The sequence below is a fragment of the Streptacidiphilus sp. PB12-B1b genome (assembly GCF_014084125.1).
Taxonomy (GTDB): domain Bacteria; phylum Actinomycetota; class Actinomycetes; order Streptomycetales; family Streptomycetaceae; genus Streptacidiphilus.
Genome location: NZ_CP048405.1, coordinates 4,993,399 through 5,017,046, shown reverse-complemented (window position 1 = coordinate 5,017,046; position 23,648 = coordinate 4,993,399). Strand labels below are relative to the sequence as shown.

Sequence of the window (23,648 nt, the reverse complement as noted above, 5' to 3'; positions counted from 1 at the left end):
TCAACTCCTTCGCTGGAACTGACGGACCGACAGCGGAGCCAGCACGGCGGTCATGCCGATGATCCAGACCAGCGCGGTCGCCGTGGACGCGCCCGCAGGCCCGCCCAGCAGCAGCGCCCGGGCCGAATCCACCACCGAGGTCATCGGATTGTGCACGACGATCAGCTCCAGCCAGTGCGGCATGGTGCCGGGCGGCACGAAGATGGAACTGCCGAACTGCAGCGGGACCATCGCCAGCATGCTGACGCTCTGCACGGTCTCCACGCTGCGCGCGGTCAACCCGATCAGGGCGTGCAGCCAGGACAGCGCGGTGCCGAACAGCAGCACGATGCCGAGCGCCGCGGCCACCTTCAACGGGCCGGTGTGCACCCGGAAACCCATCAGCAGGGTGAACGCGAAGACCAGCACCAGCCCCAGCAGCATCCGCACCGTGTCGGCCAGGATGCGGCCCGCCAGCACCGCGACCCGGGCCATCGGCAGCGAACGGAACCGGTCCATCACCCCGTTGCCGAAGTCCAGATTGAGCCCGACCCCGGAGGCGCGAGAGGTGATGGTGGTGGTCAGCGCCAGGATGCCGGGCATCAGGAACTGCCGGTAGGCGCCGCTGCTGCCGGAGATCGCTCCGCCGAAGACATAGGTGAAGATCAGCGCGAAGACCACCGGCATCAGCGCGGCGTCCAGGATCTGACCCGGACTGGACCGCACCTTCAGCAGGTTGCGCCGGGTGATGGCCAGCGAGTGGCGCAGGGCTTCGCGCGGGCCGGCCATCCCGGTCGGCGGCGCTCCGGCGGTGATGGTCATGCTGCGCTCCTCGTCGTGGTCGTGCTCTCGGTGGGCGCCGCGGCGACGTCGGTCAGCGCCAGGAAGACCTCGTCCAGGCTCGGCACCTCGGTGTCGATCCGGTTCAGGGCGATCCCGGACGCCCCGAGCGCCCCCACGGCGGCGGTGAGCCGGTCGCTCTCGCGCCCGGCGGGCAGGGTCACCCGCACGTCGTCGCGTTCGTCCTCGGCCGGGCGCTCGCCCGGGGAGGGCCGCAGCCCCGCCCGGCCCAGCGCGCCGACCACCGCGCCCAGGTCGTCCGGACGCTGCGGGGCCACCCGCAGCGTCTGGCCGCCGATGCGCTCGCGCAGCTCCAGCGTGGTGCCGGCGGCGATCACCCGGCCCTGGTCGATGACGGTGATCTCATCGGCGAGCGCCTCGGCCTCCTCCATGTACTGCGTGGTCAGCAGGACGGTGGTGCCCTCGTCGGCCAGGCTGCGCACCTCGTGCCACAGGGCCTTGCGGCTGGACGGGTCGAGACCGGTGGTCGGCTCGTCCAGGAAGAGCATCCGGGGCCGGCCGATGAGGCTGGCGGCCAGGTCCAGCCGGCGGCGCATGCCGCCGGAGTAGCCGCGCGCCACGCGGCCCCCGGCCTCGGTCAGCCGGAACCGCTCCAGCAGCCGGTCGGCGCAGGAGCGCGCGTCGGGCCGGGACAGGTTCAGCAACCGGCCGATGAGGTAGAGGTTCTCCCAGCCGGAGATGTCCTCGTCCACCGAGGCGTACTGGCCGGTCAGGCCGATCAGCGAGCGCACCTGGCGGCTCTGCCGGACCACGTCGAAGCCGTGGACCAGGGCCGTGCCCCGGTCCGGGCGGACCAGTGTGGCCAGCATTCTGACGATGGTGGTCTTGCCGGCCCCGTTGGGGCCGAGCAGTCCGTGCACGGTGCCGGCCGGGACCTCCAGGCTGACGCCCCGCACGGCCGGGGTGCCCCCGAAGCTCTTGGCCAGATCGTCGATCCGTATCGCAGGGGTCATGGGTCCTCTCCAAGGTCCGCGGACGGGCGGTAGTCGAGGACGGTAGGAGGCCCGAGTATCGATGGCTTATCGATCGCGGATAACGCGGCGAAACAGCGGGTCCGTAGCTTCCCCAGTCAGGTCGAGTGAGCTGAGGGAGCTGACCCATGGCAGGAGTTGCGGTTCGGGGTCCGGAGCGGGCACCGGTGCGGGCGGCGGAGGCGGGACGCCCCGTCCTGCTGGACCGGCTGGCCCGGCACGCCCGGCGGACGCCGGAGCAACCGGCGCTGGAGGGCGCCGGACGCGTATGGAGCTACGCCCAAGTGGTGCGCGAGAGCGAGCGGGTGGCGGACTGGCTCCGCGCCCAGGGCGCGGGCCCGGGCGAGGTGGTGGCCGTGCACGCCCGCCGCGTCCCGGAGTTGGCGGTGGCGCTGCTGGCCGTGGCGGGCACCGGCGCGGCCTTCAGCGTGCTCGACGCGGCCCACCCGACGCAGCGGCTGCGCGAGTACGCCGAGCAACTGCACCCCCGCGCCTGGCTGGACTGCGACCCGCAGGGCCTCCCGGCCGACCTGGCCCAGGCCCCGGTACTGGACCTGCGGCAGCAGCAGCCCGCCGACACCGGCGCCGCCGCCAGTACTGGTACCCGCGCCGATTCGCCTGCGCCGTCCGGCGGTTGCGCGCCGTCGTCGGCCGCCTATGTGGCGTTCACCTCGGGCACCACCGGACGGCCCCGGGCCGTGGTCGGCGGCTGGGAGCCGGTCGAGCACTTCCTCGGCTGGTACGCCCGGGAGTTCGGGCTGGACAGCGCGGACCGCTTCGCGGCGCTCTCCGGGCTGGGCCACGACCCACTGCTGCGCGACCTGCTGACCCCGCTGTGGGTCGGCGGCACCGCCTGCTTCCCGGACGCGGAGCCGCGCGAGGCCCGGCGGGTCGGCGCCTGGCTGGCCCGGGCCCGGGTCACCGTCGCCCACCTCACCCCCAGCCTGGGCGACGCCCTCGCCGAGAACGCCCCCGAAGGCGGCTGGCCCGCCCTGCGGTTGGCCGGTTTCGGCGGCGAGGCCCTGGGCCGGCACACCGTCGACGCCTGGGCCGGGGCGGCCCCGTCCGCACAGCTGCTCAACCTCTACGGCGCCACCGAAACCCCGCAAGCGGTATCGGCGTTGACGATACGTCAGTCCGACGTGCGTTCGGACTCCGGTTCGTTGCCGCTCGGGCCCGGCATTGATGGCGTCGAGCTGCTGCTCCGCGCCGCCGACGGAACCGACACCCCGGCCGTCTCGGCAGCCGCCGGGCATCAGGGCGAACTCCTGGTGCGCACGCGGCGGTTGGCCCGCTATGCCGATCCCGAGGGCGGTCTCGGCGGTTTCGCCGAGGAGGGCTGCTACCGCACCGGCGACCTGGTCCGGGCCCGGGGCGACGGCACCCTGGACTACCTCGGCCGGGCCGACCAGCAACTCAAGATCCGTGGCCACCGGGTGGAGCCCGCCGAGGTCGAGGCCGCCCTGCTGGCCTGCCCCGGCGTCGCCGCCGCAGCCGTGCTCGGCACCGGCGACGGAAACCTGACCGGCTACCTCGTCCCGGCCCCGGGAGCCCGGCCCGACCCGGACGCGGCCCGCCGCGAGCTGACCCTGCGGCTGCCCGAACATGCCGTCCCGGCACGGGTGCTGGTCATCGACGCGCTGCCGCTGACTCCCAACGGCAAGCTCGACCGCGCCGCCCTGCCCCGGCCCGGCGCCGCCCCGGCAGCCGGTCTCGGACGTGCCCCGCGCACCCCGCGCGAGGAGGCCCTGTGCGGACTGTTCGCCGAGGTCCTCGGCCTGCCCCGGGTCGGGCCGGACGACGACTTCTTCGCCCTCGGCGGCCACTCGCTGCGCGCCAACCGCCTGGTCAACCGCGTCCGCCGGATGCTCGGCGTCGGCCTGGACGTCATGGAGGTCTTCCACGCCCCCACCCCCGCCGCCCTCGCCGCCCGGCTCGACCGCGACGAGCCCCGCCCCGAGCTGCCCCAACTGGCACCCGTGGCAAGACCGGAGCGGCTTCCGCTGTCCGCCGCCCAGCGCCGGCTCTGGTTCCTCCAGCAGCTCGACCGCACCGACACCTCCTACAACATCGCCCTCACCCTGCGCCTGGACGGCCCGTTGGACCGCGCCGCCCTGCACGCGGCCCTTGGCGACCTGGTCGAGCGCCACGAAGTGCTGCGCACCTGCTACCGCCACGACCAGACCGAGCCGTACCAGCTGGTGCTGCCCGCCGAACAGGCCCGCCCCGAACTGCCGCTGACCCGGACCGATCCGACCCATCTGGACGCCGAACTCACCCGCGCCTCCCGGCACAGCTTCGACCTGCGCACCCACATCCCTTTCAGGGCCCACCTGTTCGCGCTCGGCGAGGAACAGCACGTCCTGCTCCTGCTGCTGCACCACATCGCCGCGGACGGCGCCTCGCTCGCGCCGCTGGGCCGCGACCTGTCCACCGCCTACGCCACCCGCCAGTCGGGCCGCACCCCCGGCTGGCAGCCGCTGCCCGTCCAGTACGCCGACTACACGCTGTGGCAGCAGCAGCTCACCGACGCCGCCGACACCAGCGCCGAACTCGACTACTGGCAGCAGCGGTTGACCGGCCTGCCGGACGTCCTGGAACTGCCCACCGACCGGCCGCGCCCGGCCGTGGCCGGACGCGACGGCGGCTCGGTCCGCTTCACCCTGGACGCCGGGCTGCAGCAGCGCCTCACCGCACTGGCCCTGAGCACCGGCAGCACCCTGTTCATGGCCGTCCAAGCCGCCCTGGCCGCGCTGTTCACCCGCCTCGGAGCGGGCACCGACATCCCCCTGGGCACCGCCGCCGGCGGCCGCTCGGACGAGGCGCTCGACCAACTGGTGGGCTGCTTCGTGGACACCGTGGTCCTGCGTACCGACACCAGCGGCGACCCCAGCTTCCGCGAGGTGCTGCGCCGGGTCCGCAGCGGCGACCTGGCCGACTTCGCACACCAGCGACTGCCGTTCGAACGGCTGGTGGAGCACGTCAACCCGGCCCGCTCGCTCGCCTACCACCCGCTGTTCCAGACCATGCTGACCTTCCAGGGCGCCGAGCGCGCCGAGTTCCGGCTGCCCGGACTGGACGTCCGACTCAGCACCGCCGACAAGCAGGCCGCCAAGGTGGACCTGTCCTTCCTGTTCCACGAACGCGCCCGACCCGGCGAGGCCGACGCCGGACTGGACGGCACACTCGAGTACGCCGCCGACCTCTTCGACGCCTCCACCGCCCAGGCACTGGCGGACCGGCTGGTCCGGCTGCTGGAGGCCGCAGTCGCCCGCCCGGACCTGCCGATCGGCGATCTCGACCTGCTCGCCCCCGAGGAACGGCGGCAACTGCTGGTCGAGTGGAGCGGCCCCGCCCGCACCCTCGCCGACGCCACCCTGCCGCAGCTGTTCGAGGCCCAGGTGCGGCGCACGCCCGACGCCACGGCCGTCGCCCACGCCGGGGCCACCCTCAGCTACGCGGAACTCAACCGCCGGGCCAACCGGCTGGCCCGGCGGCTGCTCCGGCGCGGCCTCGGCCCGGAGCGGTTCGCCGCCATCGCCGTCCCGCCCTCGCTCGACCTGGTCGTGGCGCTGCTCGCGGTGCTCAAGACCGGCGGCGCCTACCTGCCGCTCGACCCCGGCCACCCCGCCGACCGCCTCGCCGCCCTGCTGGCCGAGGTCCGACCGGAGGTGCTGCTGACCGTCCCCGCCCTCGCCGGGACACTGCCACAGACCGTCCCGCAGCTGCTACTGCCCGCCGACGGCAGCGACCCGGCCGACGAAAGCGACCTGGACGACGAACGCGACCTGGACGACGCCGAGCGGACCGCGCCGCTGCGCCCCGAGCACGCCGCCTTCGTCATCTACACCTCCGGCTCCACCGGCCGCCCCAAGGGCGTCGTCGTGGAACACCGCTCGGTCAACCTCTACCTGGCCTGGGCCCGGCAGGCGTACGACAGCGTCTCCGGCCGCGCCCTGGTCCACTCCCCGGTCTCCTTCGACCTCACCGTGACCGGCCTGTACGCCCCGCTCACCTCCGGCGGCTGCGCCCACCTGCTCGCCGTGGACGGCAGCGCCCCCGCCGCCGAGGTCACCGGCCCGGCCCGGCCGACCTTCGTCAAGGCCACCCCCAGCCACCTACCGCTGCTGCTGGAGCTGGACGGCGGCTTCTCGCCCACCCGGCAGCTGGTGCTCGGCGGCGAGTCGCTCATGGGCGAGGTGCTGGACGAGTGGCGGCAGCGCAACCCCGACGCCGCGGTGATCAACGAGTACGGCCCGACCGAGACCACCGTGGGCTGCACCGAGTTCCGCATCGAACCCGGCGATCCGGTGCCGTCCGGCGTGGTGACCATCGGCCGCCCGGTCTGGAACACCCGCATGTACGTGCTGGACGCCCGGCTGCAGCCGGTCCCGGTCGGCGTCACCGGCGAGCTGTACATCGCCGGCGAGCTGGTCACCCGCGGCTACCTCGGCCGCCCCGAGCTGACCGCGGCACGCTTCGTGGCCGACCCGTTCGGCCCGCCGGGGGCCCGCATGTACCGCTCCGGCGACCTGGGCCGGTGGAACCCGTCCGGGCTGCTGGAGTTCGTCGGACGCGTCGACCACCAGGTCAAGCTCCGCGGGTTCAGGATCGAGCTCGGCGAGGTGGAATCCGTGCTCGGCACCCACCCCGATGTGCTGCAGGCCGCCGCCGTGGTCCGCGAGGACCGGCCCGGCGACCGGCGGCTCGTCGCCTACGCCGTCCCGGCGCGCCCCGGCCTGGACCCCGGCGAGCTGCGCCGCCACGCCGCCGCGCACCTGCCGGACTACATGGTCCCGGCCGCCGTCGTGCTGATCGACCGGTTCCCGCTCACCGCCAACCGCAAGCTCGACCGCGACGCCCTGCCCGCCCCCGAGGCGGTCACCGTGCAGGAGAGCGGTCGGCCGCCGCGCACCGCCCGCGAGGAGATCCTGTGCGGCCTGTTCGCCGAGGTGCTGGGCCTGGAGCGGATGGGGGCGGACGAGAACTTCTTCGACCGTGGCGGCCACTCGCTGCTGGCCACCCGGCTGAACGGCCGCATCCGCTCGGTCCTGGGCGTCGAGAGCTCGCTGCGCGCGCTGTTCGAAGCACCCACTCCGGCGCAGCTCAGCGCCCGCCTGGACGAGGCGCGGACCGCCCGCACCCGGCTGGACCCCCGGCCCCGCCCGGCACGCATCCCCCTCTCCCCGGCCCAGCAACGGCTCTGGTTCCTGCGCACCCTGGACGAGTCGGCCGCCACCTACAACGTGCCGATGGCCGTCCGGATCGACGGCACGCTGGACGAGACCGCCCTGCGGGCCGCCCTCGGCGACCTGCTCGACCGCCACGAGAGCCTGCGCACCCGCTTCCCCGAGGCCGACGGCGAGCCCGTCCAGGAGATCCTCCCGGCCGGCCGCACCACCGCCCCACTGGACGTGGTGGACCTGTCCGAAGGGCAGTTGGACGACGCCCTGGCGTTCGGTTCCCGGTACGGGTTCGACCTGGGCGGCGAACTGCCGTGGCGGGTGACGTTGTTCCGGGTGGCTCCGGGGCGTCAGGTGCTGCTGTTGGTGTTGCACCACATTGTTGCGGACGGGTGGTCCACGGCGCCGCTGTTGGGTGATCTGTCGGCGGCGTATGCGGCGCGGTTGGGCGGTGTGGCGCCGAACTGGTCGGCGCTGCCGGTGCAGTATGCCGACTATGCGTTGTGGCAGCGTGAGCTGCTCGGTGAGCCGTCCGACCCGGACAGCCTGTTGTCGCGGCAGACCGACTACTGGCGCGAGCAACTGGCCGGTCTGCCGGAGCTGTTGGAACTGCCCCTGGACCGGCCGCGTCCCGCCGTCGCCGACCACCGCGGCGCCCAGACCCAGTTCACGCTCCCGGTGGGTGTGCATGCGGGGTTGGTGGGGTTGGCGCGTGGGTGTGGTGCGTCGTTGTTCATGGTGGTGCAGGCGGGTTTGGTTGCGTTGTTGTCGCGGTTGGGTGGTGGTGTGGATGTGTCGGTGGGGACGGCGGTGGCGGGTCGTGGTGATGAGGCGTTGGACGGGTTGGTGGGGTTCTTCGTCAATACGTTGGTGTTGCGTGCGGATGTGTCGGGTGATCCGGGGTTCCGTGCGTTGGTGGAGCGGGTGCGGGAGGTGGATCTGGCGGCGTTCGGACAGGCGGACGTGCCGTTCGAGCGGTTGGTCGAGGCCGCCAACCCGGTTCGGTCACTGGCTTACCACCCGCTGTTCCAGGTGATGTTGGTGTTGCAGAACGCCAGCGGCGGGCTGTCGTTGCCGGGGGTGTCGGCTGCGGCGGTCGAGGATCTGAGCGCGGGGGCGGCGAAGTTCGATCTCACGTTCAACCTGCAGGAGGGCCCTGAGGGGATCTCGGGGACGCTGACGTACGCCACCAGCATCTTCGACCGCAGTACGGCCGAGGGTCTGGTCGACCGCCTGGTGCGGCTGCTGGAGGCGGTGGTTGCTGACCCGGAGCTGCCGGTCAGTCGACTGCCGGTGCTGGGCGCGCCCGAGCGCGAAGCGGTACTGGTGAAGTGGAACGCCACCGACACGGCTGTCCCTGCGGCCTCGCTGCCGGAACTGTTCCGCGTCCAGGCCGCCCGCACCCCGCAGGCGATCGCCCTGCGGCTCGGCGATGCCACCCTCAGCTACGCCCAACTGGACAGCCGCGCCAACCGGTTGGCGCACCGGCTGATCGCGGCCGGCGTCGGCGCGGAAACCCGGGTCGTCCTGCTCCAGGAGCGTTCCTTCGACGCCGTCGTCGCCATCCTCGCCGTACTGAAGGCTGGCGGGACCTACCTGCCGATCGACTCGCGCTATCCCGCCGAACGCATCCAGATGATCCTTGAACAGAGCGGGGTCGACCTGGTGCTGACCGACCGGAGCACCGAGGCGGTCGCCCTGCCCGCAGGCGTGACGGTGCTGGACGTCCCGGCGTTGACCGCTGACGCCGAGGGGCCCGACCACGACCCCGGCCTGCCGATCCAACCGGATCGGCTCGCCTACGCCATGTTCACCTCCGGCTCCACCGGCGTCCCCAAGGGCGTGGCGGTGACCCACCGCAACATCGTCGCCCTGGCCAACGACACCGCCTTCCGCGCCGACGCCCACCGGCGGGTCCTGCTGCACTCGCCGCTGGCCTTCGACGCCTCGACCTACGAGCTGTGGATTCCGCTGCTCTCCGGGGGCGAGGTGCTGATCGCACCTCCCGGCCCGGTGGATCTGGACGCACTGCGCGACCTCCTGCTGACCCAGCGGCCGACAGCGGTCTTCCTCACCACCGCACTGTTCAACCTGCTGGCCGAGGACGCGGCCAGGCCGCTCTCCGCCCTGCGCGAGGTGTGGACCGGCGGCGAGGCAGGCTCCCTCCCCGCCCTGCGCAGCGCCGTGGAACAGCACCCCGAGCTGCTCGTCCGGCACGTCTACGGACCGACGGAGACCACCACGTTCGCCACGTTCCACGCGCTGGCCCGGCCCTTCGACTACCAGGCCGTCCCACCCATCGGCGCCCCCATGGACAACACCACCGCCTACGTCCTCGACCAGCACCTGCAACCCGTGCCGGTCGGCGTCCCCGGCGAGCTGTACCTCGGAGGCCACGGCGTGGCCCGGGGCTATCTGGGGCGTTCGGCGTTGACGGCGGGCCGGTTCGTGGCCGACCCCTTCGGCGGGCCGGGGTCGCGGTTGTACCGGACCGGGGATGTGGTCCGGTGGCGTGGCGAAGGCGGGTTGGAGTTCGTCGGGCGTGCGGATCACCAGGTGAAGGTGCGGGGGTTCCGTATCGAGTTGGGTGAGGTGGAGTCGGCGCTCGCGGCGGTGGCGGGTGTGGGTCAGGCGGTGGTGGTGGTCCGGGAGGACCGTCCCGGTGACCGGCGTCTGGTCGGCTACCTGGTCCCGGACCGTGCGGACGCGGATGTCGAACTGTCGATGGTGCGGTCGGTGGTGGCTGCTCGGCTGCCGGAGTACATGGTGCCCTCGGCTCTGGTGGTCCTGGAGGCGCTGCCGCTGACTCCCAACGGCAAGACCGACCTCAAAGCCCTGCCGCTTCCCGATACCGCCCCGCACGAGGTCGGCCGCCCCCCGCAGAACGCCCAGGAGGAGATCTTGTGCGGCCTGTTCGCAGAACTCCTGGGCCTGGAGCGGATCGGGGCGGACGAGAACTTCTTCGACCGTGGCGGTCACTCGCTGCTGGCCACCCGGCTGATCAGCCGGATCCGCGCGGTGTTCGACGCCGAACTGTCGATCCGCGCCCTGTTCGAGAACCCCACGGTGGAGGCCCTGGCCGGCCGCCTGGTGGGAGCAGAGAAGGCACGCCCGAAGCTCAGGCCGATGCGTCGGCCCCAGAACACCCCTGAGGAGACGTCATGATCCCGCTCTCGTACACGCAGCAGCGCCTGTGGTTCCTGCACCGGATGGAGGGTCCGAGTGCGACGTACAACGTGCCTTTGGCGGTGCGTTTGGCGGGTGAGGTGGATGAGGGGGTGATGCGGGCTGCGTTGGGTGATCTGGCTGGGCGGCATGAGGTGTTGCGGACGGTGTTTCCCGAGGTGGACGGCGTGCCTCGGCAGGTGGTGCTGCCGGAGGGGGAGTGGGAGCCCGTCTTCGACGTGGTGGACGTGTCGGAGGACCAGCTTGAGCATGCCCTGGCGGCCGGTGCGCGGTACGGGTTCGTGCTGGGCGGTGAGGTGCCGTGGCGGGTGACGCTGTTCCGGGTGGCTCCGGGGCGTCAGGTCTTGCTGCTGGTGTTGCACCACATCATTGCGGACGGCTGGTCGGTGGGTCCGCTGTTGGGGGATCTGTCGGCGGCGTACGGGGCGCGGTTGGGTGGTGTGGCGCCGGGATGGTCGCCGCTGCCGGTGCAGTACGCCGACTATGCCCTCTGGCAGCGGGAGGTGTTGGGGGAGGAGTCCGACCCTGAGAGCTTGCTGTCGCGGCAGTTGGGTTTCTGGCGTGAGCAGTTGTTGGGTGTGCCGGAGTTGTTGGAGTTGCCGTTGGATCGGGCGCGTCCGGTGGTGGCTGATCATCGGGGTGCTGAGGTGGGGGTGCGGTTGTCGGTGGGTGTGCATGCGGGGTTGGTGGGGTTGGCGCGTGGGTGTGGTGCGTCGTTGTTCATGGTGGTGCAGGCGGGTTTGGTTGCGTTGTTGTCGCGGTTGGGTGGTGGTGTGGATGTGTCGGTGGGGACGGCGGTGGCGGGTCGTGGTGATGAGGCGTTGGACGGGTTGGTGGGGTTCTTCGTGAATACGTTGGTGTTGCGTGCGGATGTGTCGGGTGATCCGGGGTTCCGTGCGTTGGTGGAGCGGGTGCGGGAGGTGGATCTGGCGGCGTTCGGGCAGGCCGATGTGCCGTTCGAGCGGTTGGTCGAGGCGGTGAATCCTGCGCGGTCGTTGGCGTACCACCCGCTGTTCCAGGTGATGTTGGTGTTGCAGAACGCGGGTGGTGGTGGGTTGTCGTTGCCGGGGGTGTCGGCTGCGGCGGTGGAGGATCTGAGTGCGGGGGCGGCGAAGTTCGATCTGACGTTCAACCTGCAGGAGGGGCCTGAGGGGATCTCGGGGACGCTGACGTACGCCACCAGCATCTTCGACCGGAGCACGGCCGAGGGTTTGGTTGATCGTCTGGTGCGGTTGTTGGAGGCGGTGGTTGCTGATCCGGAGCTGCCGGTGAGTCGTCTGCGGGTGTTGGGTGCGTCGGAGCGTGATGCGGTGCTGGTGGAGTGGAACGCTACTGAGACGGCTGTGCCTGTGGCTTCGTTGCCGGTGTTGTTCGAGCGGCGGGTTGCGTTGTCGTCGGGTGCGGTGGCGGTGGAGTTCGGTGGGGTGTCGTTGTCGTATGGGGAGGTGAATGCGCGGGCGAATCGGTTGGCGCGGGTGTTGGTGGGGTTGGGGGTGGGGCCGGAGCGGTTGGTTGCGGTGGCGTTGCCGCGTTCGGTGGAGTGGTTGGTGTCGGTGTTGGCGGTGGTGAAGGCCGGTGGTGCGTATCTGCCGGTGGATCCGGCGTATCCGAGGGACCGGATCGGTTACATGCTGGACGACGCCCAACCCGTCTGCGTCCTCACCAACGCGAACGCCGTCGGGGTGCTGCCCGACACCGTAACCCCGCTGCTGGTCGACAGCCAGGAGACGGCGGACCGGCTGGCCGGCCTCTCGGAGGTGGACCTGTCGGATGCCGACCGGTTGGCGCCGTTGCTGGTGGCGAATCCGGCCTGGGTGATTTACACCTCCGGCTCGACCGGACGCCCCAAGGGCGTGGTCGTCACCCACGAGGGCTTGGCCAGCCTCTCCCTGTCCCAGATCAACGCCCTGCGGGTGACTTCCGAGAGCAGGGTGCTGCAGTTCGCCTCACCCAGCTTCGACGCGGCCTCCTGGGAAGTGGTCATGGCGTTGTTGTCGGGGGCGCGGTTGGTGTTGGCGTCGGCGGAGGAGCTGCTGCCGGGTGAGGGTCTGGCGGGGGTGTTGGCGCGGCACGGGGTGACGCATGCGACGTTGCCGCCTGCGGTGCTGTCGGTGCTGCCGGAGGACGGTCTGCCTGCCGGGATGACGTTGGTGGTGGCGGGTGAGGCGTGTGCACCCGGGTTGGTGGAGCGGTGGTCGGTGGGTCGGCGGATGGTGAATGCGTACGGGCCGACGGAGACGACGGTGTGCGCGACCATGAGCGGTGCGCTCTCGGGGGCGGTGGTGCCGCCGATCGGTGGTCCGATCGTCAATGCGCGGGTGTATGTGCTGGACGACCGGTTGCAGCCGGTGCCGGTCGGGGTTCCTGGTGAACTGTATGTGGCGGGCGCGGGGTTGGCCCGGGGCTACCTGGGGCGTTCCGCGCTGACGGCGGGCCGGTTCGTGGCCGACCCCTTCGGCGGGCCGGGGTCGCGGTTGTACCGGACCGGGGATGTGGCCCGGTGGCGTGGCGAAGGCGGGTTGGAGTTCGTCGGGCGTGCGGATCACCAGGTGAAGGTGCGGGGGTTCCGTATCGAGTTGGGTGAGGTGGAGTCGGTGCTCGCGGCGGTGGCGGGTGTGGGTCAGGCGGTGGTGGTGGTCCGCGAGGACCGTCCCGGTGACCGGCGCCTGGTCGGCTACCTGGTCCCGGACCGTGCGGACACGGATGTCGATCTGTCGACGGTGCGGTCGGCGGTGGCCGGTCGGCTGCCGGAGTACATGGTGCCCTCGGCCCTGGTGGTCCTGGAGGCGCTGCCGCTGACTCCCAACGGCAAGACCGACCTCAAGGCGCTTCCCGCACCGGACACCTCGGCGCGTCCGGCCGGGCGGGCACCGCGCAGTGCACGGGAGGAGGTGCTGTGCGGTCTGGTCGCCCAGGTGTTGGGCGTGACCCAGGTCGGTCCCGACGACGGCTTCTTCGAACTCGGCGGTCACTCGCTGCTGGCCACCCGGCTGATCAGCCGAATCCGGGCGGTGTTCGGCGTCGAACTGCCCCTCCGCACCGTCTTCGAAGCGCCGACCCCGGCCGCCCTGGCCGAGCGGCTGGACAGCGCGGACCAGGCCCGTACGTCGCCCCGAGCCGTTCGCCGGCCGGACGTACTCCCGCTGTCCCACGCCCAGAACCGCCTGTGGGTGCTGAGCCAGGTCGAGGGTCCGAGTGCGACGTACAACGTGCCGTTGGCGGTGCGTTTGGCGGGTGAGGTGGATGAGGGGGTGATGCGGGCTGCGTTGGGTGATCTGGCTGGGCGGCATGAGGTGTTGCGGACGGTGTTTCCCGAGGTGGATGGTGTGCCTCGGCAGGTGGTGCTGCCGGAGGGGGAGTGGTCGCCGGTCTTCGACGTGGTGGATCTGTCCGAAGGGCAGTTGGACGACGCCCTGGCGTTCGGTTCCCGGTACGGGTTCGACCTGGGCGGCGAACTGCCGTGGCGGGTGACGTTGTTCCGGGTGGCTCCGGGGCGTCAGGTGCTGCTGTTGGTGTTGCACCACATTGTTGCGGACGGGTGGTCCACGGCGCCGCTGTTGGGTGATCTGTCGGCGGCGTACGGGGCGCGGTTGGGCGGTGTGGCGCCGAACTGGTCGGCGCTGCCGGTGCAGTATGCCGACTATGCGTTGTGGCAGCGTGAGCTGCTCGGTGAGCCGTCCGACCCGGACAGCCTGCTGTCGCGGCAGACCGATTACTGGCGCGAGCAGTTGGCGGGTGTGCCGGAGTTGTTGGAGTTGCCGTTGGATCGGGCGCGTCCGGTGGTGGCTGATCATCGGGGTGCTGAGGTGGGGGTGCGGTTGTCGGAGGGTGTGCATGCGGGGTTGGTGGGGTTGGCGCGTGGGTGTGGTGCGTCGTTGTTCATGGTGGTGCAGGCGGGTTTGGTTGCGTTGTTGTCGCGGTTGGGTGGTGGTGTGGATGTGTCGGTGGGGACGGCGGTGGCGGGTCGTGGTGATGAGGCGTTGGACGGGTTGGTGGGGTTCTTCGTGAATACGTTGGTGTTGCGTGCGGATGTGTCGGGTGATCCGGGGTTCCGTGCGTTGGTGGAGCGGGTGCGGGAGGTGGATCTGGCGGCGTTCGGACAGGCGGACGTGCCGTTCGAGCGGTTGGTCGAGGCCGTCAACCCGGCTCGGTCACTGGCCTACCACCCGCTGTTCCAGGTGCTGTTGACCCTGCAGAGCCACACCCCCGGCGACCTTGCCTTCCCCGGGATCACCGCCGAGGTGACTGACCTGGACCCGGCCGCCGCCAAGTTCGACCTGGGCCTCAGCCTGCGCGAACACCGGGACGCCGACGGCGAGCCCAGCGGCATCACCGGCAGCCTGGTCTTCGCCACCAGCATCTTCGACCGCAGTACGGCCGAGGGTTTGGTTGATCGTCTGGTGCGGTTGTTGGAGGCGGTGGTTGCTGATCCGGAGCTGCCGGTGAGTCGTCTGCCGGTGTTGGGTGCGTCGGAGCGTGATGCGGTGCTGGTGGAGTGGAACGCTTCTGAGACGGCTGTGCCTGTGGCTTCGTTGCCGGTGTTGTTCGAGCGGCGGGTTGCGTTGTCGTCGGGTGCGGTGGCGGTGGAGTTCGGTGGGGTGTCGTTGTCGTATGGGGAGGTGAATGCGCGGGCGAATCGGTTGGCGCGGTTGTTGGTGGGGTTGGGGGTGGGGCCGGAGCGGTTGGTTGCGGTGGCGTTGCCGCGTTCGGTGGAGTGGTTGGTGTCGGTGTTGGCGGTGGTGAAGGCCGGTGGTGCGTATCTGCCGGTGGATCCGGCGTATCCGAGGGACCGGATCGGTTACATGCTGGACGACGCCCAACCCGTCTGCGCCCTCACCGATTTGTCGCACAGCGCGGCCATCGGCGAGCACGTCGCCCAGGTGCTCGCGGTGGACGCACCCGAACTGTCGGACGCCCTGGTAGGCCTCTCGGAGGCGGACCTGTCGGATGCCGATCGGTTGGCACCGTTGCTGGTGGCGAACCCGGCCTGGGTGATCTACACCTCCGGCTCGACCGGACGCCCCAAGGGCGTGGTCGTCACGCACAGCGGTATCTCCAGCCTGGCTGCCGGACAGATCGAGCGCTTTGGTGTCACCCCCGAGAGCAGGGTGCTGCAGTTCGCCTCACCAAGTTTCGATGCCGCTGCCTCCGAGGTCTGCATGGCGTTGTTGTCGGGGGCGCGGTTGGTGTTGGCGTCGGCGGAGGAGCTGCTGCCGGGTGAGGGTCTGGCGGGGGTGTTGGCACGGCACGGGGTGACGCATGCGACGTTGCCGCCTGCGGTGTTGTCGGTGCTGCCGGAGGACGGTCTGCCTGCCGGGATGACGTTGGTGGTGGCGGGTGAGGCGTGTGCACCCGGGTTGGTGGAGCGGTGGTCGGTGGGTCGGCGGATGGTGAATGCGTACGGGCCGACGGAGACGACGGTGTGCGCGACCATGAGCGGTGCGCTCTCGGGGGCGGTGGTGCCGCCGATCGGTGGTCCGATCGTCAATGCGCGGGTGTATGTGCTGGACGACCGGTTGCAGCCGGTGCCGGTGGGTGTGTCCGGTGAACTGTATGTGGCGGGCGCGGGGTTGGCCCGGGGCTACCTGGGGCGTTCCGCGTTGACGGCGGGCCGGTTCGTGGCCGACCCCTTCGGCGCGCCCGGGTCGCGGTTGTACCGGACCGGGGATGTCGTCCGGTGGCGTGGCGAAGGCGGGTTGGAGTTCGTCGGGCGTGCGGATCACCAGGTCAAGGTGCGGGGGTTCCGTATCGAGTTGGGTGAGGTGGAGTCGGCGCTCGCGGCGGTGGCGGGTGTGGGTCAGGCGGTGGTGGTGGTCCGCGAGGACCGTCCCGGTGACCGGCGCCTGGTCGGCTACCTGGTCCCGGACGGTGACGCGGATGTCGATCTGTCGACGATGCGGTCGGCGGTGGCCGGTCGGCTGCCGGAGTACATGGTGCCCTCGGCCCTGGTGGTCCTGGAGGCGCTGCCGCTGACTCCCAACGGCAAGACCGACCTCAAGGCGCTTCCCGCACCGGACACCTCGGCCCGTCCGGCCGGGCGTGCACCGCGCAGTGCACGGGAGGAGGTGCTGTGCGGGCTGGTCGCCGAGGTGTTGGGCGTGACCCAGGTCGGCCCCGACGACGGCTTCTTCGAACTCGGCGGGGACAGCATCCTCTCCATCCAACTGGTCAGCCGGGCCCGGCGCGCCGGGCTGCGCTTCAGTGCGCGGGACGTGTTCACGCACCAGTCGCCGGCCGCTCTGGCCCAGATCGCCGAGGAGGTGGGCGCGGCGTCCGAGCCCGCGCTCGAACCAGACTCGGGCGACCCGGTGGCCACGCCGATCATGCACTGGTTGCGCGAACTGGGCGGTGACCACGACGGGTTCAACCAGTCGATGGTGGTGCACACCCCCGTCGGCGCGGACCTGCCCCGTCTCGCCGCCGCGCTCCAGATGCTGGTGGACACCCACGAGGCCCTGCGCACCCGCTGCACGCTCGACCACGACCACGACCACGACCACAACGGCCGTGCTGGCTGGCGGCTGACCGTGGCCGAGCCCGGTGCCGTCAGCGCCGGGGACTGGCTCCGCCGGGTGGACGTGGCGGGCCTCGGCTCCGCCGACCTGGACGCGGCCGTCGCCGAGGCGGGCCGCCAGGCGCAGGCCGAACTCGCCCCCGGCGCAGGCGTCCTGGCCCGGTTCGTCTGGTTCGACGCCGGTCCCGACCACACTGGACTGCTGCTGCTGGTCATGCACCACCTCGCCGTGGACGGCGTGTCCTGGCGCATCCTGCTGCCCGACCTGGCCACCGCCTGGCAGGCCGTGACCGACGCGGACGCGGCGAACCCCGACGCAGCCGGCCGCGCAGGGCTGGAGCCCGTGCCGACCTCCTTCCGGCGCTGGTCCCAGCGGCTCGCCGAGGCCGCGTCCGATCCGGCGCGCACGGTCGAACTCCCGCTGTGGCAGGGCATCCTGGACACCCCGGACCCGCTGCTCGGCCGACGGCCGCTGGACCCGGAGCGGGATCTGGCGCGGACGGTGGAGTCGCTCACGCTGCGGCTGCCCGCCGAACTCACCGAGGCACTGCTGACCAGCGTCCCGGCCGCCTTCCACGCCGGGGTGAACGATGTGCTGCTCACCGGGCTGGCCCTGGCGGTGCACCAGTACCGTCGGCGGCGCGGGATCGGCGGCGGCTCCGCGCTGCTGCTGGACCTGGAGGGGCACGGCCGCGAGGAGGTCGTGCCCGGGCTGGACCTGTCCCGGACGGTGGGTTGGTTCACCGCGCTGCACCCGGTCCGGCTGGACCCGGGCGACCCTGCCGACGACGAACTGTCCGCTGCCGGACCGGCGTTCGGGAACGCGCTGAAGCGGATCAAGGAGCAGCTGCGGGAGTTGCCCGACCACGGCCTGGGCTACGGGCTGCTGCGCCACCTCTGCCCGCAGACCGCGTCCGTTCTCGCCGGGCGCGCAGCACCGCAGTTGGGCTTCAACTACCTCGGCCGCTTCCCCGCCGCCGCGAAGCCCGACCCCGGCTCGATGACGACCCCGCAGGCAGTGGCCTGGGAGGTGGCGCCCGGCGTGAGCGGGCCGCCGCCATTCGACCCGGGGCAGCGGGTCGGTCACGCGCTGGAGGTCAACGCGATCACCGAGGATCTGCCGCACGGTCCGGAGCTCAGCGCCTGCTGGAGCTGGCCCCGGGAGTTGTTCGACCACGCCGAGGTGGAGGAGCTGGCGTCCGGCTGGTTCCGGATGCTGCGGCTGCTCGCCGACCACGCCGAGGCCCCCGACGCCGGTGGCCACACCCCGTCCGACCTGTCGCTGGTCTCCCTGAGCCAGGACGAAATCGACGACCTTGAAGCCGAATTGAGGGACATCGCATGAAGACATCCGGTATTGAGGACATCCTGCCGCTGGCACCCCTGCAGGAGGGGCTGCTGTTCCACACGCTGACCGACGAGTCCGACGCCGAGGTCTACAACACCCAGCTGGTCATGGAGTTGGAGGGGCCGCTGGACGCCGGGCGGCTGCGGGGCGCGGCGCAGGCGCTGCTGCGGCGCCACGCGAACCTGCGGGCGGCCTTCCGGCAGCGCAAGAACGGCCAGGCGATCCAGGTGATCGCCCGGGACGTGCCGCTGCCGTGGTCCGAGACCGATCTGAGCGGGCTCCCGGCCGGGGAGCGCGAACCCGGGCTGATCGAAATGCTGGAGGCCGACCGGGTGGCCCGGTTCGACCTGGCCGCCGCCCCGGCGCTGCGGTTCACCCTGGTCCGGCTCGGTGAGACCGACCACCGGCTGGTCATGACGGCCCATCACATCCTGATCGACGGCTGGTCCGCGCCGCAGCTCCAGCGCGAGCTGCTGACGCTGTACGCCGATCGCGGGGACAGCGGCGGGCTGCCGCCGGTCACCCCCTACCGCGACTATCTGGGCTGGCTGAGCCGCCAGGACCCGGAGGCGACCAGGGAGGCGTGGCGCCGGGCGCTCGAGGGCCTGCCCGGTCCGAGCCTGGTGGTCGGCCCGGGCCAGGACCGGCCGCCGGTGCTGCCCGGACTGCTGGCCGAGGACCTCCCGGAGCAGCTGACCGACACGCTGCTGAGTGGCGTCCGGGGGATCGGCGTCACGGTGAACACCCTGCTCCAGGGCGTGTGGGCGCTGGTGCTGGCGGAGCTGACCGGGCGCACGGACGTGGTGTTCGGCTCGGTGGTCTCCGGCCGTCCGCCGGAGCTGCCCGGTGTGGAGACCATGGTCGGGATGTTCATCAACACCGTTCCGGTCCGGGTCAGGCTGGAGCAGCAGGAGACGCTGGCCGCCAACCTGGTTCGGCTCCAGCGGGAGCAGGCGCTGCTGCTGGGGCACCAGCACGCGCGCCTGGGCGACGTGCAGCGGCTGGTGGGCCGGGGGGATCTGTTCGACACGGTGCTCACCGTCGAGAACTACCCCGGCGGAGAGGCGGCGCGCGCCGAGTACGGCGGGCTGCGGGTCGCCGGGGTGTCCGGCCGGGACGCGGCGCACTACCCGCTGCGGCTGATCGCCGGCCTGGCCGGTCGGCGTCTGCTGCTGCGGCTGGAGTACCGCCCCGACCACTACTCCGAGGCCGCCGCACGGACCGTGCTGGACCAGGTCGTCCGGCTGCTGGAGGCCGTGGCCGAGCGGCCCGGCTCCGCGCTGGGGGCGCTGCCGGTGTTTCCCGCCGAGCAACAAGCAGCGCTCCGGGCCCCCGCCCTGGCTGCCGCACCCGCGCCCGCCGACGCGCCCGCCGCCACGGCGCCGCAGGCGCCGACCCGGGACGCGCCGCAGGCGCGCGAGCTGAGCCCCCGGGAGGAGATCCTCTGCGGCCTCTTCGCCGAGGTGCTGGGCCACCCGCAGGTCGCCCCCGACGACGACTTCTTCGCGCTCGGCGGCCACTCGCTGTCCGCGATCAAGCTGCTGGGGCGGGTGCGGGCCGCCTTCCAGGTGGCGCTGCCGGTCCGGGAGCTGTTCGAGGCGCCCACGGTCGCCGCCCTGGCCCGCAGGCTGGAGCGGGCGGTCGGCGGCCCGCAGACCCGGCCGCTGCGCGCCGCCGACCGCCCCGAGCTGGTGCCGCTCTCCTACGCGCAGCGGCGGCTGTGGTTCCTGCACCGGATGGAGGGGCCCAGCCCCACCTACAACATCCCCATGCCGCTGCGGCTCACCGGGCAGCTGGACCTGGACGCGCTCACCGCCGCCCTGGGCGACCTGACCGACCGGCACGAGATCCTCCGCTCGGTCATCCGCGAACAGGACGGCGTCCCCTACCAGTTCGTCCGCCCGGCCGAGTCGGCCCGGCCGGTGCCGGTGCTGCTGGAGGCCGCCCCGCAGGACGGGCCCGGGCTGCTGCTGGAGGCGTCCCGGCACTGCTTCGACCTGTCCGAGGAGCTGCCGCTGCGGGCGACCGTGCTGCGGCTCGGCCCGCAGCAGCACGTCCTGCTGCTGCTGGTGCACCACATCGCCGGGGACGGCGCCTCGGTCGCCCCGCTGCTGCGGGACCTCGCCCGCGCCTACAACGCCCGGCAGGCCGGCGGCCCCCCGCAGTGGGAGCCGCTGCCGGTGCACTACGCCGACTACGCCCTGTGGCAGCGCGAGCAACTCGGCGACGAGCAGGACCCGGACAGCCCGCTCGGCCGCCAACTCGCCTACTGGCGTCAGGCCCTGGACGGTGCGCCGGAGCTGCTGGAGCTGCCCGGCGACCGGCCGCGCCCGGTGGTCGCCGACCACCGGGGCGGCACGGTGGAGTTCGCCCTGGACGCCGAGGCGCACCGGGGGCTGGCGGAGCTGGCCAGGGCCGCCGACTCGACCCTGTTCATGGTCGTCCAGGCAGGGATCGCGGCGCTGCTCAGCCGCCTGGGCGCGGGGGCGGACATCCCCCTGGGGGCGGCCGTCGCGGGCCGCTCCGACCCGGCCCTGGACGAGCTGGTCGGCTTCTTCGTCAACACCCTGGTGCTGCGCACCGACACGTCCGGCGACCCGTCCTTCCGGGCGCTGCTGGAGCGGGTCCGCGAGAGCGACCTGGCCGCCTACGCCCACCAGGACGTGCCCTTCGAGCGCCTGGTCGAGGAGCTGAACCCGGTCCGCTCCGCCGCGGCCCACCCGCTGGTGCAGGTGATGCTGACGTTCCAGAACAACGCCGAGCCGCAGATGCGGCTGACCGGCCTGGACGTCGGCTTCGAGGAGTTCGGGGTGGGGGTGGCCAAGTTCGACCTGTCCTTCAGCATCGCCGAGACCCGGGCGGCCGACGGCACCCCGACCGGGCTGCGCGGGGTGGTCGAGTACGCCGCCGCGCAGTTCGACCGCGACGGCGCGGCGGCCGTCGCCGACCGGCTGTCCCGGCTGCTGGCCGCTGCGGCGGCCGATCCGGCGCGCCCGATCGGCTCGCTGGAGCTGCTCTCCGAGCAGGAGCGGCGCGCCCTGGCCGCCGACTGGCAGGGCGAACCGGCCCCGGCGCCGCGCACCCTGCCGGAGCTGTTCCAGGCGCAGGCGGCGGCCGTCCCGGACGCCCCGGCGGTGCAGTGCGGCGCGGAGACCGCCAGCTACGCCGCGTTGAACGCCCGCGCCAACCGGCTGGCCCGCAGGCTGATCGCGGCCGGGGCCGGGCCGGAGACCTTCGTCGCCATCGCGCTGCCCCGCTCGGTGGACATGGTCGTCGCGGTGCTGGCGGTGGCCAAGGCGGGCGCGGCCTACCTGCCGCTGGACCCGGCCTACCCGCCCCGGCGGCTGGCGCTGATGCTGCAGGACGCCGCGCCGATCGCCGTCCTCAGCACCGCCCAGGTCGCCGCCGACCTGCCCGGCACCGATGCGCCGGTGCTGCTGCTCGACCACCCCGGCACCGCCGCCGAGGTCGGCGGGTACCGCAGCGAGGACGTCACCGACGCCGAACGCCGCACACCGCTGCGGCCGGACCACCCCGCCTACGTCATCTACACCTCCGGTTCGACCGGCACGCCCAAGGGCGTCGTGGTCACGCACCGCGGCCTGGCCGGGCTGACCGCCAACCGTGCGGCCGCGCACGGCGCGGGCCCGGGCAGCAGGGTGATCCAGTTCGTCTCGCCCAGCTTCGACGTCTCCGTCTCCGAGCTGGCCATGGCGCTGTTCACCGGGGCCTGCCTGGTGGTGCCCGAACACGCCCCGGTGGGTGCGGAGTTGGCGTCCTTCCTGGCCGAGCAGCAGATCACCCACGCGCACATGCCGCCCGCGGTGCTGGCCGGGGTGCCGCCGGTGGAGCTGCCCGCGCTGGCCACGCTGATCACCGGCGGCGAGGCGTGCGCGCCGCAGTTGGTGGAGCGCTGGGGCCGGGGCCGTCGCCTGGTCAACGGCTACGGCCCGACCGAGACCACGGTCGAGGCGGCCTGCGCGCTGAGCGACCCGGACGCGGGTCTGGTCCGGCAGCCCATCGGACGGCCGCTGCCGGGCGTGCGCGTGTACGTGCTGGACGAGCGGCTGCGGCCGGTGCCGCCGGGCGTGCCCGGGGAGATGTTCCTGGCCGGGGCCGGGGTCGCCCGCGGCTACCTGAACCGCGCGGCGGTGACCGCCGGCCGGTTCGTGGCGGACCCGTTCGGACCGGCCGGGTCGCGCATGTACCGCACCGGCGACCTGGGCCGGCGCCGCCGCGACGGGCAGCTGGAGTTCCTCGGCCGGACCGACGGGCAGCTGAAGCTGCGCGGCTTCCGGATCGAGCCGGGCGAGGTGGAGGCCGCGCTGCTGGGCTGCCCGGGGGTGGCCGCCGCCGCCGTCGTCGTCCGCGAGGACCGCCCGGGCGACCGTCGGCTGGTCGGCTACGTGGTGCCGCAGGGGGCCGACCTGGACCCGGCGGAGCTGCGCGAGCTGGTCCGGGCCGAACTGCCCGACCACATGGTCCCCTCGACCGTGGTGCAGCTGCCCGGCCTGCCGCTGACCCCGACCGGCAAGACCGACCTGAAGGCCCTGCCCGCGCCGCAGCAGGCGGCCGCCGCCGGACGGCCGCCGCGCTCCGCCCGCGAGCAGGTGCTGTGCGCCCTGTTCGCCGAGGTGCTGGGGGTGGCGGAGGTCGGTGTGGACGACAACTTCTTCGACCGCGGCGGCCACTCGCTGCTGGCGTCCAGGCTGACCGCCCTGGCCGGGCCGGTGCTCGGCGCGGACATACCGGTGCGGGCCGTGTTCGAGGCGCCGACCCCGGCCGCGCTGCTGCGGCGGCTGGACGGCGAGGGCGCGGCCGGCGGCTTCGACGCGGTGCTGCCGCTGCGGACCACGGGCTCGCTGCCCCCGCTGTTCTGCCTGCACCCGGTCGGCGGCCTCAGCTGGTGCTACTCCGGCCTGCTGCGCACCCTGGACCCGGACCGGCCGGTGTACGGGCTGCAGACGCGCGGCCTGGACGGCGCCGACGCGTTCGCCGGGTCGCTGCCGGAGCTGCTGGCCGACTTCACCGCCCGGATCCGCTCCGTCCAGCCGACCGGCCCGTACCACCTGCTGGGCTGGTCGCTGGGCGGCGGCCTGGCCCAGGCGCTGGCGGCCGAACTGGAGCAGCAGGGCGAGAAGGTGGGCCTGCTGGTGCTGCTCGACTCCTACCCGGTCGCCGCCGAACTGCGCCGGACGCAGTCCGTGCAGCAGGTGCTGGCCGACATGTACGAGGCGTACACCCGCATCCACGGCGATCCGCAGCAGCTGCCGGACGACCCGGCCGTGGTCCGCGCCAGGATCGTGGACTACCTCGGGCGCAGCGACGGCGAGACCCGTCACCTCAGCGCCGACCAGCGCGGCCTGGTGCTGGACGCCACGGTCAACAACGTCCGGCTGCTCCAGGCGGCCGAGCCGGTGCCGGTGGTGGCGCCGACCGTGCTGGTCCGGGCCACCGAGAACGTCCGGGACTGGGCCGATCCGGAGTCCTGGGAGCCGTACCTGGTCGGCGGGCTGCGGATGCATGAGGTGGCCGCGACCCACGAGGGCATGATGGCGCCGGAACCGGCGGCGCTGATCGGCAGGCTGCTCAGCGGCCTGCTCTGA

At 72.8% G+C, this 23,648-nt stretch carries 5 protein-coding genes; 3 read left to right on the top strand and 2 right to left on the bottom strand.

Annotation, left to right across the window (positions count from 1 at the left end):
- Nucleotides 1-801: an ABC transporter permease gene (locus GXW83_RS22050; RefSeq protein WP_182444772.1), complete on the bottom strand. Its 801-nt coding sequence runs from the start codon at nucleotides 799-801 to the stop codon at nucleotides 1-3.
- On the bottom strand, nucleotides 798-1,793 hold the full coding sequence (locus tag GXW83_RS22045; RefSeq protein WP_182444771.1) for an ATP-binding cassette domain-containing protein: 996 nt from the start codon (nucleotides 1,791-1,793) through the stop codon (nucleotides 798-800). Before GXW83_RS22045 ends, GXW83_RS22050 begins: the two co-directional genes overlap by 4 nt.
- A 146-nt stretch (nucleotides 1,794-1,939) precedes the next feature.
- On the opposite strand from GXW83_RS22045, the gene GXW83_RS22040 reads away from it, so the two are divergent.
- From GXW83_RS22040 to GXW83_RS22030, 3 genes are read left to right on the top strand one after another with little or no spacing between them, the layout of a single operon-like run.
- Nucleotides 1,940-10,159 (top strand): non-ribosomal peptide synthetase, encoded by an 8,220-nt coding sequence (locus tag GXW83_RS22040; protein ID WP_182444769.1) that lies wholly within the window; start codon nucleotides 1,940-1,942, stop codon nucleotides 10,157-10,159.
- The gene (locus GXW83_RS22035) at nucleotides 10,156-18,039 is read left to right on the top strand and encodes a non-ribosomal peptide synthetase (RefSeq protein ID WP_182444767.1); all 7,884 of its coding nucleotides are present in this window, start codon (nucleotides 10,156-10,158) and stop codon (nucleotides 18,037-18,039) included. The genes GXW83_RS22040 and GXW83_RS22035 overlap by 4 nt, the downstream gene beginning before the upstream one ends.
- Nucleotides 18,036-23,648, top strand: a complete 5,613-nt coding sequence (locus GXW83_RS22030; protein WP_182444766.1) for a non-ribosomal peptide synthetase — start codon at nucleotides 18,036-18,038, stop codon at nucleotides 23,646-23,648. The genes GXW83_RS22035 and GXW83_RS22030 overlap by 4 nt, the downstream gene beginning before the upstream one ends.